Source organism: Mesorhizobium sp. L103C105A0 (assembly GCF_000502215.1).
Classification (GTDB): domain Bacteria; phylum Pseudomonadota; class Alphaproteobacteria; order Rhizobiales; family Rhizobiaceae; genus Mesorhizobium.
This window is the reverse complement of the sequence record NZ_AYXF01000009.1, coordinates 154,486-169,620: the sequence shown is the minus strand read 5'-3', so window position 1 is coordinate 169,620 and position 15,135 is coordinate 154,486. Positions and strand designations below refer to the sequence as shown.

The 15,135-nt window shown below is 63.6% G+C and carries 11 protein-coding genes and 1 pseudogene; 5 read left to right on the top strand and 7 right to left on the bottom strand.

The window, feature by feature from the left end; all coding sequences use genetic code 11:
• The first annotated feature begins 57 nt into the window (after window positions 1-57).
• Complete coding sequence (xdhC, locus tag X727_RS142435; RefSeq protein ID WP_023834810.1) at window positions 58-1,098, top strand: xanthine dehydrogenase accessory protein XdhC; 1,041 nt, start codon at window positions 58-60, stop codon at window positions 1,096-1,098.
• A gap of 12 nt (window positions 1,099-1,110) precedes the next feature.
• On the opposite strand, the gene X727_RS142440 is transcribed toward xdhC, so the two are convergent.
• The 3 genes from X727_RS142440 to X727_RS142450 all read right to left on the bottom strand — a co-directional run bounded on the left by X727_RS142440 (window position 1,111) and on the right by X727_RS142450 (window position 4,327).
• Window positions 1,111-2,361: an LLM class flavin-dependent oxidoreductase gene (locus tag X727_RS142440; protein WP_023834809.1), complete on the bottom strand. Its 1,251-nt coding sequence runs from the start codon at window positions 2,359-2,361 to the stop codon at window positions 1,111-1,113.
• The gene (locus X727_RS142445; protein WP_023834808.1) at window positions 2,358-3,299 is read right to left on the bottom strand and encodes an LLM class flavin-dependent oxidoreductase; all 942 of its coding nucleotides are present in this window, start codon (window positions 3,297-3,299) and stop codon (window positions 2,358-2,360) included. Before X727_RS142445 ends, X727_RS142440 begins: the two co-directional genes overlap by 4 nt.
• A 107-nt stretch (window positions 3,300-3,406) precedes the next feature.
• Window positions 3,407-4,327 carry a LysR family transcriptional regulator gene (locus tag X727_RS142450; protein WP_023671373.1) on the bottom strand — a complete coding sequence of 307 codons (921 nt, stop codon included), beginning with the start codon at window positions 4,325-4,327 and terminating at the stop codon, window positions 3,407-3,409.
• A gap of 135 nt (window positions 4,328-4,462) precedes the next feature.
• Here X727_RS142450 and X727_RS142455 point away from each other — a divergent pair, with 135 nt between their 5' ends.
• The 4 genes from X727_RS142455 (at window position 4,463) to X727_RS142470 (ending at window position 9,264) form a co-directional block, all read left to right on the top strand.
• Window positions 4,463-5,680, top strand: a complete 1,218-nt coding sequence (locus X727_RS142455; RefSeq protein WP_023819674.1) for a urate hydroxylase PuuD — start codon at window positions 4,463-4,465, stop codon at window positions 5,678-5,680.
• A 2-nt stretch (window positions 5,681-5,682) separates the two neighbouring features.
• Window positions 5,683-6,999, top strand: a complete 1,317-nt coding sequence (guaD, locus tag X727_RS142460; protein WP_023834807.1) for a guanine deaminase — start codon at window positions 5,683-5,685, stop codon at window positions 6,997-6,999.
• A 310-nt stretch (window positions 7,000-7,309) separates the two neighbouring features.
• Window positions 7,310-7,816 carry a heme-degrading domain-containing protein gene (locus X727_RS142465; protein ID WP_023689252.1) on the top strand — a complete coding sequence of 169 codons (507 nt, stop codon included), beginning with the start codon at window positions 7,310-7,312 and terminating at the stop codon, window positions 7,814-7,816.
• A 167-nt stretch (window positions 7,817-7,983) separates the two neighbouring features.
• A complete protein-coding gene (locus tag X727_RS142470) occupies window positions 7,984-9,264 on the top strand; it encodes a glycerate kinase (RefSeq protein WP_023689251.1) in 1,281 nt (426 codons plus the stop codon).
• 95 nt (window positions 9,265-9,359) lie between these two features.
• On the opposite strand, the pseudogene X727_RS01000000164970 reads toward X727_RS142470, so the two are convergent.
• The 4 genes and pseudogenes from X727_RS01000000164970 to X727_RS142485 all read right to left on the bottom strand — a co-directional run bounded on the left by X727_RS01000000164970 (window position 9,360) and on the right by X727_RS142485 (window position 15,102).
• Window positions 9,360-10,829 (bottom strand): annotated as a pseudogene (locus X727_RS01000000164970) (UdgX family uracil-DNA binding protein).
• A 2-nt stretch (window positions 10,830-10,831) separates the two neighbouring features.
• Complete coding sequence (locus tag X727_RS142475; protein WP_023745811.1) at window positions 10,832-12,067, bottom strand: putative DNA modification/repair radical SAM protein; 1,236 nt, start codon at window positions 12,065-12,067, stop codon at window positions 10,832-10,834.
• A 231-nt stretch (window positions 12,068-12,298) separates the two neighbouring features.
• Entirely contained in the window at window positions 12,299-13,684 is a 1,386-nt protein-coding gene (locus X727_RS142480) for a glutamine synthetase family protein (RefSeq protein WP_023683505.1), read from the bottom strand.
• Window positions 13,685-13,719: 35 nt separating this feature from the next.
• Window positions 13,720-15,102, bottom strand: a complete 1,383-nt coding sequence (locus tag X727_RS142485; RefSeq protein WP_023834804.1) for an aspartate aminotransferase family protein — start codon at window positions 15,100-15,102, stop codon at window positions 13,720-13,722.
• Between the last annotated feature and the right edge of the window lie 33 nt (window positions 15,103-15,135).

Below are 15,135 nucleotides of genomic sequence, written 5' to 3'. Positions count from 1 at the left end.
GCAAAACGTGCAATTCAGACTGAAAAACTCTATATTTCCCGTACGGGAATGCGAAATATGAACTCGAAAGTGCAAAGCCTCAGAGCTTTTCTCGCCAGCGCCGGCCGGCTTGCTCTGGTCGAAGTGGCCGGCACCAAAGGCTCGACTCCGCGCGAGAAGGGCGCCTTCATGCTCGTATCGCAGGCGGCGATTTTTGGCACGATCGGCGGCGGTCAGCTCGAGTACATGGCGATCGACAAGGCGAGGCAGATGGTGGGGTCTTCACCCTCCCCCTTGTGGGGAGGGTCGGCGAGCGANGGGTCGGCCGGCGAAGCCGGCCGGGGTGGGGGTGCGGACGATCGTGCCAAGCCACCCCCACCCCGTTTCGCTGACGCCGCCACACGGCGTCCGCTCACCGACCCTCCCCACAAGGGGGAGGGTAAAGAAGCCCGCATCAGCTTCGACGAAGTCTGCGCCACGCTTGACGTGCCGCTGGGCCCCGAGATCGGCCAGTGCTGCGGCGGGCGCGTCGAAGTCTTGATCCGTATCGTCGATGCCGCGCTTACTGCCGAGCTGATCGCGGCCGCAGAAGCCGAGGAAGCCCACCTGCCGCATGTCTATATGTTCGGCGGCGGCCATGTCGGCCAGGCGCTGGCCGCGACGGTAGCACTTCTTCCCGTGCATGGCGTCGTCATTGAGACGCGGGCCGAAGCGCTGGAAGACATGCCGGAGACGGTCGAGAGGCGGCTGACGCCGATGCCCGAGGCCGAGGTGCGAAACGCTCCCGCCGGCACCGCCTTCGCCATCCTAACCCACGACCATGCGCTGGATTTCCTCATCGTCGCCGAGGCGCTGAAGCGCGACGACGCGGCCTATGTCGGCATGATCGGCTCGAAAACCAAGAGAGCGACGTTCAGGAACTGGTTCCTGAAATCGACGGATGGCACGGAGGCTGAGTTGGCCCGCCTCGTCTCCCCGATCGGCGGCGACGCCGTCAGGGACAAGCGCCCGCCGGTGATCGCGGCGCTCGCGGCAGCCGAGATCATGACGGCACTGGTCGTTCACAACACCGCGCCGAATGCCGACCATGAAGTCCAGCACAAGATGATGGCCGGCTAAGCTTCGGCGCGGCTAAGCAGGCCGCTTCAGGCCGAGATGATCTCGCAAGGTGCTGCCTTCGTATTCCCGACGGAACAGTCCGCGCCGCTGCAGTTCCGGCACCACCAGCGTGGCAAAGGCATCGAGCTCGCCGGAGAAGTATGACGGCATGACGTTGAAGCCGTCCGCGCCGCCGCCCTCGAACCGCGCCTGCAATTCGTCAGCGATCTGCGCCGGCGTGCCGACGATACGCCAATGGCCACGTGCGCCGGCGAAATGGCGCGCAAGCTGGCGGATCGACAGGCCGTCGCGGCGCGATTGTTGGATGACCAGCGCCTGGCGGCTTTTCATGCCCTCGGTCTCCGGCAGTTCGGGCATCGGTCCGTCGATCGGATAGGTCCCGAGATCGGAGATGCTGAGATAGCTGGACAGCAGCGCCACGCCGACATCGTCGGGGATCAGCGCCTGCAATTCCTCCTGTTTCTCCCGCGCTTCGGCCTCGGTGTCTGCCACCACCGGGGAGACGCCGGGCATGATCTTGATGTCGTCGGGTTCCCGCCCATAGGCCGCCATACGGCCCTTGAGGTCGTCGTAAAAGGCCTTGGCTTCCTCGAGGGTCTGCGCCGCCGTGAACACCACGTCGGCGGTGCGGGCGGCAAGGTCGCGGCCGACATCCGAGGCGCCGGCCTGCACCATCACCGGCGCGCCCTGCGGCGAGCGCGGCAGGTCGAGCGGGTCGCGCACCGAAAAGCTCTGGCCGTTGTGACCGTGAAAGCCACTGCCTTGCCAAAGTCCTGATACCACCTCGGCGAATTCGCGCGCCCGCTCGTAGCGGTCGGCATGGGGTTTCAGGCCCATCGCGCTGAAATTGGCGGCTTCGATGGGGCTGGCCAACGTCACCAGGTTCCAGCCAGCCCGGCCACCACTCAGATGATCGAGCGACAGAAAGGTGCGCGCCAGACCGTAGGGCTCGTTGTAGCTGGTCGACGCCGTCGAAACGAGGCCGATGCCGCTGGTCTGCACGGCGAGCGCGGACAGCAGGCTGATCGGCTCGAAGCCGATCGAGCGTGAGGTCTGGCTGGCGATGCCGATATTGGCTTCGCGCAGACCGGCGGCGTCCTCGCAGAACACCATGTCGAACTTCGCCGCTTCCGCCGTGCGCGCCAGCCGGATGTAATGATCGATGTCGATGCCTGCAGTAACATGCGCCTTGGGGTGACGCCAGGCGGCGATGTGGTGGCCCGTCGCCCACAGGAAGGCGCCAAGCTTCATCTGGCGGGTCATTGCGCTCCTCCGGCAAGTCTGAGATGAGAGCGCAAGGTGGTGCCGGGATAATCCGGGCGGATGAGGCCGCGGCGCTGCAATTCCGGCAGCACGCGGCCGATGAAACCGTCAATCGCCGCAGGCGGTATTGCGATGTTGAACCCGTCGCAGCTTTGCGAGCTGAACCATGTTTCGAGCGCGTTGGCAGCGACATCTGCGCCAACGTTCAGCAGCAGCTTGACCGCACCCGGATCGCGTCCGCAGGCCACAACGCGGCGCTTGAGATCGTCATGGCGCGCCTTGGGGTCCTTTGTGGGTCTGTCCAGCAGGACGACATCGGCGGTGCGGGCGGCCATATCCAGGTCGGCCTCGGACAGGCCGGACAGCACCAGCACCGGCGTATCCTGCGGCGAGCGCGCGACGTTCAGCGGCCCGCGCACGGAGAAAAATTCGCCCTTGTGGTCGAGCAGGTGCATTTTTTCGGGATCGTGGAAGCGGCCGCCGATCTTGTCGAACAGCAGCGCGTCGGCATCCCAGCCCTGCCACAGGCGCTGAACGATGCCGATGTATTCCTGCGTGCGGCGGCGGAACACATCGTCGGAAAATCCATCCGGCCGGCTGAAATTGGCGGCTTCCCCTGGCGCCTGCGCCATGGTCGCGTGCCAGCCGGCGCGGCCATGGCTGATGATGTCGAGCGAAGCAAAACGGCGCGCCAGATTGTACGGCTGGTGAGCGACCGTCGAGGCTGCAGCGACAAGGCCGATCCGACTTGTCATCGTCGCCAGCGCCGCCAGCAAGGTCGTCGCTTCGAAAGAACTCGACCCGGCGCTGTTCGGCGCGGAATCATCGAGGACAATCATGTCCAGCCCCGCCGCTTCCGCTTGCTTGGCAAAGCCGGCCAGATCGCTAAACCCGAGCGGCTGCCCGCAAGCAATGTTGGGCGAAACGGCAAGATGCATTGTGGCTTGCTGGTCAGTCGGCATGGGACCATCGATCATAGGGCGGCGTATGCGAACCTAAGGTCACCTGCTTGTAAGACAATCCTGGCGACTGGGCCAACAGCCCCTCACTTGCCGGCCAGCAAATCCTTGATCAGCCGCTGGCAACGCTCGGCCATGAAGTCGAGCAGCAGCCGCACCTTTGGATCCTGGAGCTTCTTGTGTGGATAGACGGCGGCGAACTGCACCGGCGTTGGCGGTGTGCTGGCCAGGATGACCTGCAGCCGCCGGTCGCGGATGAAAGGTTCCACTTCGAACCGCGGCTTGTTGATGATGCCGCGGCCCGACAGCGCCCAGCCGGTCAGCACATCGCCATCGTCGGTGTCGTAGGGGCCGTGCACCTCGAATTTCTGCGGGCCGGACGGCGTCTGCAGCGTCCAGACATATTCGCGCGCCCCGGAATAGCGCAGCATCAGGCAGTCGTGCTTCTTGCCGATCAGCTCCTGTGGCTCCACCGGCTCGCCGCGCGCTTCGAGATATTTCGGTGCCGCTACCAGCACGCGTTCACATTCCATGATGCCGCGCATCCGCAGGCTGGAATCCTCGATGATGCCGAGCTTGAAGGCGACGTCGATGCCTTCCTTCATGATGTCGATATTGTGGTCGGAGAGCCTCAGCCGCACCTCGATATCGGGGTATTTGTCGTGGAAATCCGGAATGCCCGACGCCACCAGCCGCCGTCCGAGGCCGAGCGGTGCGGTCACCTTGATGGTGCCGCGCGGTTGGCCGGAAAGAGCCGAGACCGCGGCTTCCGCCTCGGTGATCGCCTCCAGCACCTGCTTGGCGCCGGAGTAGAACACCGTGCCATGCTCCGTCGGCATCAATTGCCGTGTGGTGCGGTTGAACAGCCGCACGCCGAGGTGTTTTTCCAGCTCCTTGATGCGGTTGGAGGCGACCGCCGGCGAAATGCGCATGTCGCGGCCTGCCGCCGAGAGATTGCCAAGCTCGACGACGCGGACGAAGACGGCGATGTTGTCGAGATAGGCCATTCGTGGCTCTTTATGTGGCGGCGTACGTGGTCAGCCTAGTATTTTCCATTTTTTTTTGAAAGTCATCGTACACCTCGCCTCTTTTCGTTTGCGCCCGACACCGTAAAGTCAGCCGATCGGCAGGGACGATTTCAAATGATGGATTTCGCGATTTTCTGGGACTGGCTGAGTTTCGCCGTGCGCTGGCTGCACGTCGTCACCGGCATCGCCTGGATCGGCTCGTCCTTCTATTTCGTCGCGCTCGACCTTGGGCTGCGCCAGCGCCCCGGCATGCCGGCCGGCGCATTCGGCGAGGAATGGCAGGTGCATGGCGGCGGCTTCTACCACGTCCAGAAATATCTGGTGGCGCCGGCCGAAATGCCGGAACACCTGACCTGGTTCAAGTGGGAATCCTACGCCACATGGTTGTCCGGCTTCGCCATGCTGTGCGTGGTCTACTATGCCGGCGCCGATTTGTTCCTGATCGACCCCAATGTTCTGTCCATGTCGGTTCCCGTGGGCATCCTGCTGTCGATGGCGACGATCGGCGTCGGCTGGGTTGTCTACGATCTGCTCTGCCGGTCGCCGCTCGGCAAAAGTGACACCGGACTGATGCTGGTGCTCTATGGCGTGCTGGTGTTCATCGCCTGGGGGCTGACGCATCTGTTCACCGGCCGCGCCGCTTTCCTGCATCTCGGCGCCATCACCGCCACGATCATGTCGGCCAATGTCTTCATGGTGATCATTCCAAACCAGAAGATCGTCGTCGCCGACCTGATTGCCGGCCGCAAGCCCGACCCGAAATACGGCAAGATCGCCAAGCAGCGCTCGCTGCACAACAATTACCTGACGCTGCCCGTGCTGTTCCTGATGCTGTCGAACCACTATCCGCTGGCGTTTGCGACGGAGTTCAACTGGGTCATCGCCTCGCTGGTGTTCATCATCGGCGTCTTGATCCGGCACTATTTCAACACCGTGCATAAGCGTGCCGGCAACCCCCACTGGACCTGGATGGCGGCTGCGGTGCTATTCGTCATCATCATGTGGCTGTCGACAGCGCCGAAAATACTGACCGGCGAGCCCAAGGCATCCGCCGCGGCCGAAGTCTATATCGCCTCGTCGCATTTCCCGGCGGTGCGCGACACCGTGCTTGGCCGCTGCTCGATGTGCCATACGGCCGAGCCGGTCTATGAAGGCATCTACCATGCGCCGAAGGGCGTGATGCTCGACACCGACGCCGGCATTGCCGAGCATGCGCGTGAAATCTATTTGCAGGCCGGGCGCAGCCACGCCATGCCGCCCGCCAACGTCACCCAGATCAGCGACAAGGAACGGGCGCTGCTGGTCGCCTGGTTCGAAGGCGCAGGGAAATAAGCATGACTTCGACACTTCTGCGCGGCCGCACGCTGAGCTTTTTGCGCTTGCCCGAAGCCATCACCGACCATGCCGCCTGGCGCTATGAGGAGGATGGCGGCCTGCTGATCCGCGATGGCCGAATCGTTGCCGCCGGCGCCTACGCTGATGTGGAAAGGCAGGCTGGCGACGGTGCGAAAAAGATCGATCATCGGCCGCATCTGTTGCTGCCAGGCTTCATCGACGCGCACGCGCATTTTCCGCAGATGCAGGTCATCGCCTCCTATGGCGCCGAACTGCTCGACTGGCTGAACACCTACACCTTTCCCGAAGAGACCAAATTCGCAAATGCCCAGCACGGCCGCCGCATCGCGCGGCTGTTTTTGGATGAAATGGTGCGCCACGGCACGACGACGGTCGCCGCGTATTGCTCGGTGCACAAGGCCTCGGCCGAGGCGTTCTTTGCCGAATCGCACGCGCGCGGCATGCTCAACATTGCCGGCAAGGTGATGATGGACCGCAACGCGCCGGCAGGCGTGCTCGACACACCGCAATCGGGCTATGACGACACCAAGGCGCTGATTGCGGAATGGCACGGCAAGGGCCGCCAGCTTTATGCGATCACGCCGCGCTTCGCCATCACCTCTTCGCCCGAACAGTTGGAGATGTCGGGCGCGCTCTGCCGCGAGCATCCCGATCTGCATATGCAGACGCATCTGTCGGAAAACCACGCCGAAATCGCCTTCACGCAAAAACTCTATCCGCAGGCGCGCGACTACACCGATGTCTACGAGCAGTATGGCCTGCTGGGGCCAAAGAGCCTGTTCGGCCACTGCATCCATCTCTCGGAACGCGAGGCCGATGCGCTGTCGGACTCAGGCTCGGTGGCGGTGTTCTGCCCGACCTCGAACCTGTTCCTCGGCTCCGGCCTGTTCGATTACCAGCGCTTTCGGCGCCGCGACAAGCCGCTGCGCATCGCCGCGGCCAGCGATGTCGGCGGCGGCACCAACTATTCGATGCTGCGCACCATGGACGAGGGCTACAAGGTGATCGCGCTGACTGGCGAAAAGCTGAACCCGTTCCAGTCCTTCTGGCAATTAACGCGTGGCAATGCCGAGGCGCTGTCTATGGCGGAGAAGGTCGGCACGCTGGATGAAGGCACCGACGCGGATATCACCGTGCTCGACGCCCGCGCCACACCGGCGATGCGGCTGAGGATGGAGACTGTGGAGACGCTGGCGGAGGAGCTGTTCCTGCTGCAGACGCTGGGCGACGACCGCGCGGTGCGCGAGGTCTATGTCGCGGGGCGGCCTGCCAAGAGTGATATAATCGCCGGTTAGGACCCATCATCCGCGCGGGACAAGATGATGATTGCGCCTGGTTGCCAAGTGGTTCCCCCACTCCGTCGCCGCTTCGCGGCGCCACCTATCCCCCTCCGAGGGTGAGGAAGGGAGCCTTTGCTTCGGAGGACGGGCGCCGGTTCGGACAGCTTGGCGCCCTTCCTCTACCCCGTCGATCGGGGGAGAGGTGTCGAGAGAAGCTCGAAGGAGTGGGGGGCGACCCTGGCGGGGCAAGACCACCACCGCGACGAGACCTTGACCGGGCGGAGCTTGTCGTACACACGATTTGTGACGATTTCGGAGAACAAAAATGGCCGCCGCGGACGACATCGCTCTGATCCAGAAACAGGAAGAGACGCTGGTCTTCCCGGCCTTCGACGAGGCCGTCGCCTTCAAGGTCGGCGCGGCGATCCGCGAGCGGGCGCTGGCCGAAAAGCTGCCCATCATTGTCGATATCAGGCTGTGGGATCGGCCGCTGTTTTATGCCGCGATGCCCGGTTCAAACGCCTCCAACCCCGACTGGGCACGACGCAAGATCAATGTGGTCAAGCGCTACCTCAGGAGCACCTATCGTCTGGTGCTGGAACAGCAGCGACCGGACCGCACCTTCAAGGTCGGCGAGGGGCTGGATATTGCTGATTACGTACTGGCCGGCGGCGGGTTTCCGGTGACTGTAAAGGGTGCCGGCGTCATTGGCGTCATCGCCGTCTCCGGCCTGCCGGAACGCCAGGATCATGGCGTCGTCGTCGATGCACTGTGCGATCATCTCGGCCTCGATCGGACACAATTGGCGCTGCCGCCGGAAGGTAAATCGTGACGTTGGCGCTGCCCCTCATCCGCCTGCCGGCACCTTCTCCCCGTATAGTGACGGGAGAAAGGACAAGCTCGAGCGCTGGCGATCCCCTCTCCCCGTCTTTCACGGGGTGAGGGTGAGGGGCAGCGCCAACGTTTGCTCATTTTGAAAACCGCCAGTTACGGCCAAGGATAACCGTGCTCGATCCCAAATCCTTTCTCATCTCGATCTTCAATGCCGCTGTTGCCGCTGCCGATCCTGAACGGACCATCAGGGATCATCTGCCGGCCAGGCCCAAGGGCCGTACCATTGTCATTGGCGCCGGCAAGGGCTCGGCGCAGATGGCGGCCGCGTTCGAGAAGGTGTGGGATGGCCCAATCGAAGGGCTGGTCGTCACCCGCTACGGCTATGGCGCCAGATGCGAGCGCATCGAAATCATCGAGGCGGCACATCCGGTACCGGACGCTGCCGGTCTTGAGGCGTCGCGGCGCCTGCTCGAAAAGGTGCAAGGGCTGACTGCGGACGACCTGGTAGTGGCGCTGATATCGGGCGGAGGATCGGCGCTGCTGCCGTCGCCTGCCGCCGGCCTGACGCTCGCCGACGAAATCGCCGTCAACGAGGCGCTGCTTGCCTCCGGCGCGCCGATCGCGGCGATGAACACAATCCGCAAGCATCTCTCGACCATCAAGGGCGGCCGGCTGGCAGCTGCCGCCTGGCCGGCCAAACTGGTATCACTGGTTGTCTCTGACATTCCCGGCGACAACCCGGCGCTGGTGGCCTCCGGCCCGACCGTGCCCGACTCCGGCAACCGCGCCGATGCGCTGGCCTCGATAGCGGCCTACGGCATGAAACTGCCCGACGCCGTCATGGCGCACATCAACTCGCCAGAGGCCGATGCGCCAGATCTGGATGACCAGCGCTTTTCACGCAATGAAGTGCACCTGATCGCCTCGGCTGGCGTGTCGCTGGAAGCGGCAGCCGCTGAGGCAAAACGGCAGGGCATCGAAGCCGTCATCCTCTCCGATTCCATCGAGGGCGAGGCGCGCGAGGTCGGTGGCGTGCATGCAGCCATTGCGCGCGAAGTGGCGACGCGCAACCGGCCGTTCAAAAAGCCGGTGCTGATCCTGTCCGGCGGCGAGACGACCGTGACCTTGCGGGCCCCTGTTGACGGAAAAAGGGGCAAGGGCGGCCGCAACTCCGAATTCCTGCTCGCCTTTGCCATCGGCATCAGCGGCGCGGAAGGTATTCATGCACTGGCCGCCGATACCGACGGCATCGATGGCTCGGAAGACAATGCCGGCGCCTTTGCCGATGGCTCGACCGTCTCGCGCATGCGTGCCGCCGGCGTCGACGCCAAGGCGATGCTGGCCGGCAACAATGCCTGGACGGCGTTCAACGCGATCGGCGATCTGTTCGTGCCGGGGCCGACGGGTACGAATGTGAATGATCTGAGGGCAATCCTGATCAGTTAATTCGGCCGTGGCGGCCGAAGTTTCCAACGTTGGATTCACGACCGTAGGTGATTGGCTGAAGCAACTCAGCTTCGTCGCTGAGGCTTTCGCTCATCTCACGACCCCATCAGCCGCTTCACCTCTTTCATATCCTTTAGGAACCGCTCGCGCTCAGCCTCCTTGTCCGTCGGCTCGTGAATGCGCAGGATAAAGGAGGGGTGGATGGTGATGAACACGCGCAAGCCATCCTCGCGTTCGATCAACTGGCCGCGCATTTTCGTCACGGCAATGGCCTTGCCCAGCAGCGACAACGCCGCCGTTGCCCCAAGCGCCACGGCGAGGTCCGGCTTGATCAGCTCAAGCTCCCGGCCGATCCACCAGCGGCAGGCCTGGACTTCGCCGGTATTTGGCTTCGAGTGGATGCGGCGCTTGCCGCGCGGCTCGAACTTGAAGTGCTTGACGGCGTTGGTGACGTAGACTTTTTGCCGGTCGACGCCTGCGTCATCGAGAATCGCATCGAACACTTTGCCCGCTGGCCCGACAAAAGGTTTGCCGGCGAGATCTTCCTGATCGCCAGGTTGTTCGCCGACGAAGACCACTTTGGCGTCATCCGGCCCCTCGCCGAACACGGTCTGTGTCGCGTCGCGCCAGAGCGGGCAGCGACGACAACCCTTTGCAGCCTCGCGCAAATCGGAAATCGTCTTGGCATCGTCTTCATCCGGCGCCTCGGCCGGCTCGGGCTTCGGCCAATGTCTTGCCTGCAGCTTGGCGTGGTGCGGCGCCGGCGTTGTCGGCAGTCTGGCAATCATATCCCTGGCGGCCTCGTCCGCTCCTGCGATCAGATCTGGAATGAGCGAGGCCTCGGGAAGGTTCCGCCAATATTTCTTCGGCATCTCCTTCTGCATCGCCTTCACCTTGAGCCGCGCCGGGTTGAAGATGTTTTCGAAATAGGTCCGCCACAACGCCTCGGTGTCGTCCTGATCGGGTGCATCGCCCTTGGCCGCACCCGGCCCGATCGCCAGCCTTTCGCCGTTCCAGTCGGCGGAGGCATAGGGCGTCAGAATGGTCCAGCGCATGCCGGTGAACCGCCGGACGAAGAAATCCGCGTTGCGCTCGACAATGAAATGCTCCGGCTCGAACTAGGCGACGTAGCGCTCGTTCTCGCCGTCGCCGATCTTCCGGAAGCGTACGAAGGCATGCATCTTATGGCTGTCGCGCCGCACCGCCTTTTCCATGGCTTCGAGCCGCCTGGTGTCGGGATCGGATGCGATCGCCAGCAGTTTCGGCTCGGTGCGCAGGCGCCAAAGCATCCAGTAGAGAAAGGCAAACCGGCCGGGGTCGGAGTGGCAGAAGGCGGTTTCGGCATGGGCGATGAACTCGCGCGGGACGGTAAGCTGCGCGCCCTCTGGCACCGCCGGCAAGGCATCTTGAGGATCATTGGCGTCGGACCCGACACCCCAACTAATATCCTCAGGCCGGACCTCATTCAGCGCCAGACGCCGTGCCGCATCGCGCCAACCGGCGAAATCGGTCTGGCTCGCTAGCCGGACAGTGTATCGGGCAAGGTCGAGCTGAGCCGGCTGCATGGTCAAAACAGCGACAGTTGTTCGCAGGACTTTACGATCGTGTCGCGCAGGCCTGTCTTGTCGGTGAGTCCGCCCGGCGACCAGCCTTCGGCGATGATGAAGGGCCTCAGCTTGGCGATCGAATGGCAGATCCGTCCGACATCTTCCAGCCGCATGCGTCGGTGGCGGCGGGTTTCAAGGATCTTCGCCACCACCTTGGTGCCCAGACCCGGAACCCGCAGCAGCGCTTCGCGGTCGGCGCGGTTGATGTCGACGGGAAACCTCGCCCGATTGCGCAAAGCCCAGGCGAGCTTGGGGTCAATGGCGAGATCGAGCATGCCGTCGCTGCTGCCGGCGAGGATTTCCGGCTGCGAAAAGCCGTAGAAACGCATCAGCCAGTCGGCCTGATAGAGCCGGTGCTCGCGCATCAGCGGCGGTTTTTGCAGCGGCAGCGACGATGACGAATCCGGGATCGGGCTGAAGGCGGAATAATAGACGCGCCGCAGGTGATAGCTGCCATAGAGCCGCGCGCTGGTGTGCAAAATGCCGTCGTCGGATGTTTTGTCGGCGCCGACAATCATCTGCGTCGACTGACCTCCGGGCGCAAAGCGTTCGCGCTTCTTGGTCCTCAGCGTCGGCTCGGCTTTTTCCTCCATCTTCCGGCGCAGGTTCGCCATGGAAAGCCGGATCGTTTCCGGCTTCTTCTCCGGCGCCAGTTTCTTGACGCCCTCATCGGTCGGCAGTTCGACGTTGATAGACAGCCGATCGGCGTAGAGCCCGGCCTGCTCGACCAGTTCGGCCGAGCTTTCCGGAATGGTCTTCAGATGAATATAGCCGGAGAATTTTTCGTCCAGCCGCAGCCGCCGCGCCACTTCCACCATTTCGGCCATGGTCTCGTCGGGCGAACGGATGACGCCGGAGGACAGGAACAGGCCTTCGATGTAGTTGCGCCGATAAAAGTCCATGGTCAGCTGCACCACCTCGTCGATGCTAAAGCGGGCGCGGCGCACATTCGATGACGAGCGGTTGATGCAGTAGCTGCAATCGTAAATGCAGAAATTGGTGAGCAGGATTTTCAGGAGCGAAATGCAGCGGCCATCCGGCGCGTAGGAATGGCAGATGCCCATGCCTTCTGTGGAGCCGATACCGCCGGATTGGAGCGAATCCTTCTTCGCCGAGCCGGACGAAGCACAGGAGGCGTCGTATTTGGCGGCGTCAGACAGGATTGCCAGCTTTTCACGGACGGTGGGCGCGCTCATCTGTTCATGATATGTTCTTGAAGGCTGCAGCGCCACCTCATTTGATGCAGGCGGCGAAAAAGTGATCGCCGCCCGCCGTCAGGGCAATCAGAGACCGTTTCGAAATTCGCTCTGGCGAGTCATATGGTGGTGGTTTCGAGAACCGAAGCGCAGCGGACATTTGGTCCGTGAGCATCGGAAGCGCAGAAACCACCATCGATGGCCGCCGGAGTAGAATTTCGAAACGGTCTCTCAGACCTCGTGCAGGTAGAGGTGGTAGTCCAGCTCGCTCACCGTACGCGCGACGCGCAGATACTCCGACTGCTTGATCGCCACGAAGGTGCGATGCAGATCCTCGCCAAGCGCCTCTTTCAGGAAGCTCGAGGCCCGCGCCGCCTCGATCGCGGCGCGCCAGTCGACCGGCATGGTCGTGCGCGTGACAGCGGCTTCATAGCCATTCCCAGTGGTTTCAGGGCCGGGGTCGAGGCCTTCGTCCAGACCCTTGATGATGCCGGCCAGCACCGTTGCCGCGATCAGGTAGGGATTGGCGTCGACGCCCGACGGCCGGTGCTCGATGCGCCGGTTCTTGGCGTCGCCGGCCGGCACGCGCAGCGCCACCGAACGGTTGTTGACGCCCCAGGTCGGCGCCACCGGCGCATAGGACTGCGAGACGAAGCGCCGCCAGGAATTGGCGTGCGGCGCAAACACCAGCATCGATTCGGCCATGGTCTGGATCAGCCCGCCGAGCCCCTGCAGCAGCGGCAGCGACCAGCTTTCGCCGCCGGCTTCGGCAAAAACGTTGCGGCCGTTCTTGTCCTGCAGCGAAACATGGAAATGCATGCCGGAGCCGGCATATTTTTCGATCGGCTTGGCCATGAAGCAGGCGGTAACACCATGGCGGCGCGCCTGCGCCCGCACCAGCCGCTTCAACATGACGAGGTCGTCGGCCGCCCGCATGACATCCTTGCGGTAATTCAGCGTCAGCTCGTACTGGCCGGGCGCGTATTCCGAAATCACCGTTTCGGCCGGAATGCCTTGCGCCTTAGCCGCGGCATAGATGTCGGAAAACAACGGCTCCATGCCGTGCAGATGGTCGACGGAATAGACTTCCGTCTTGGCCGAGCGGCGGCCGTCGAGCACGGCGTCCGCCGGTTTTACCTTGCCGTCGGCGTCACGCTCATTGGCAAGCAGGAAAAATTCGAGTTCGAAGGCGCCGGCGGGATAGAGGCCCTTGGCCGCCAAGATGTCGACCTGCCTGGCCAGCGCCAGCCGTGGGTCCGACGACATAGGCTGTCCCTCGAGATGGTACATCGCCATCAGCAACTGGCCGCGCGGCGGGTTCGTGCCGTAAAGCGGCACCAGCGTGCCGGGGATCGGCCATGCCCTGAGATCGCCGTCTCCAGTCGTCCAGATCAGCCCGGTTTCGTGCACATCCTCGCCGGTGATGTCGAGGCCGAGGATCGAGATCGGCATGTGGCGGCCGCCCTCGAAGATGCTTTTCAGCTCATGCCGGCGCACGATCTTGCCGCGGCCGACCCCGTTGGCGTCGGTCAAGACGATATCGAAGGCTTCGATTTCGGGATGGGCGTCGAGAAAGGCTTGCGCCTCGGCGGGCGTCGAGCCCGAAGGTGAAGTCATGATTAGTGTACTCGAGTTTGGCTTGGCAGCTTGTCTCATGCCGTCAGCCTTGCCGCAACCGTGGCGAAGGCGGTGATCAGCCGGTTGACCTGGGCGCCGGTGGTGGCCGGTGAGATCAGCATCATGTTGTGAAAGGGCGCGATCAGCACGCCCTGGTTGACCAGCGCGACATGGATAGCCGCCTCAAGCTCCGGCGCATGGGCAGTCTCGGCTTCGGCGCCGTTCCTGAGCGGGCCAGGGGCGCAGATGAACTCGACGCGGGCGCCGACGCGGGCGACATGCCAGGGCAGATTGTAGCGATCGATGACGCCGGTCAGCCCGGCATCGAGCCGCAGGGCGAGGCGATCCATCCGGGCATAATTCTCCTGCGTCATCACCTCTTCGAGCGTTGCGCGCATGGCTGCGAACTGCAGCGGGTTCGCCGACAGCGTCGTGCCCATGCCGGAATAGCCCGGCTCCTTGGTTCGATTGTAGTCGGCATAGCGCGAGGCGACCTCGTCGCTCATGCCCCACACGCTTGCCGGCACTCCGCCGGCGATCGGCTTGCCCAGCACGAACAGGTCGGGCTGCAGCCCGAATTTCCTGGTGTAGCCGCCGGGTCCAGTCGAAATCGTGTGCGTCTCGTCTATCAGAAGCAGCGTTCCGGCCGCGCGCGTCAGTTTGCGCAAGGCGTCGTGAAAACCCGGATCGGGCAGCACCATGCAGGAATTGGTCAGCACCGGCTCAGCAATGACGCAGGCGCCATCCTTGTCCTTGAGCGCTGCTTGCAGCGCGGCGACATCGTTGAATTCAATGACCTTCGCCGTCTTGGTCAGGTCGCGAAACTCACCCGCCAGCCCCGGCCGATTCACGGGCTTGCCGTCGACCATCCGGACCATCGTCTCGTCGACCGAGCCGTGATAGCAGCCGTTGAAGACCAGTATCTTTTCGCGGCCGGTGACGGCGCGGGCGACGCGCAGCGCGAAGCGGTTGGCGTCGGTGGCGGTGGTGGCGATCTGCCAGAACGGCAGACCGAAACGCTGAGTGAGCAGCGGCCCGATGGCCAGCGCATCTTCCGAAGGCAGCATATAGGTCAGGCCGCGCCCGGCCTGGCGGCGGATGGCGCGCGCCACCGGCGGCGGCGAATGGCCGAACATCGAGCCGGTGTCACCGAGGCAGAAATCGTCCAGCCTGTTGCCGTCGATATCCGTGATGGCGGCGCCCTTGGCGCTTTCGACCAGGATCGGGAATGGCGTCGGCCAGTCGTTCATCCAGTGCATCGGCACACCGCCGAAGAAGCCTGGCAGGCCGTTACCGACCTTGGCCTGCGATTTCGGCCGCGCCTTGCGGAAGGTGTTCGCCTCGCTTGTCCGCAATGCAGCGATGCGGTCACGGCTGATACCGCCAATGGACGCCTTTGAACTGTTCGTGCTGTGCATGAAATCCCTCTCGGCCGGCACACTACCCAATTG

Excerpts from the sequence above, each read along its gene's own strand:
- X727_RS142440 (WP_023834809.1), bottom strand. The coding sequence starts at position 2,361 with ATGACCCGCCAGATGAAGCTTGGCGCCTTCCTGTGGGCGACGGGCCAC.
- X727_RS142445 (WP_023834808.1), bottom strand. The coding sequence starts at position 3,299 with ATGCATCTTGCCGTTTCGCCCAACATTGCTTGCGGGCAGCCGCTCGGG.
- X727_RS142450 (WP_023671373.1), bottom strand. The coding sequence starts at position 4,327 with ATGGCCTATCTCGACAACATCGCCGTCTTCGTCCGCGTCGTCGAGCTT.
- X727_RS142455 (WP_023819674.1), top strand. The coding sequence starts at position 4,463 with ATGATGGATTTCGCGATTTTCTGGGACTGGCTGAGTTTCGCCGTGCGC.
- guaD (WP_023834807.1), top strand. The coding sequence starts at position 5,683 with ATGACTTCGACACTTCTGCGCGGCCGCACGCTGAGCTTTTTGCGCTTG.
- X727_RS142465 (WP_023689252.1), top strand. The coding sequence starts at position 7,310 with ATGGCCGCCGCGGACGACATCGCTCTGATCCAGAAACAGGAAGAGACG.
- X727_RS142475 (WP_023745811.1), bottom strand. The coding sequence starts at position 12,067 with ATGAGCGCGCCCACCGTCCGTGAAAAGCTGGCAATCCTGTCTGACGCC.
- X727_RS142480 (WP_023683505.1), bottom strand. The coding sequence starts at position 13,684 with ATGACTTCACCTTCGGGCTCGACGCCCGCCGAGGCGCAAGCCTTTCTC.
- X727_RS142485 (WP_023834804.1), bottom strand. The coding sequence starts at position 15,102 with ATGCACAGCACGAACAGTTCAAAGGCGTCCATTGGCGGTATCAGCCGT.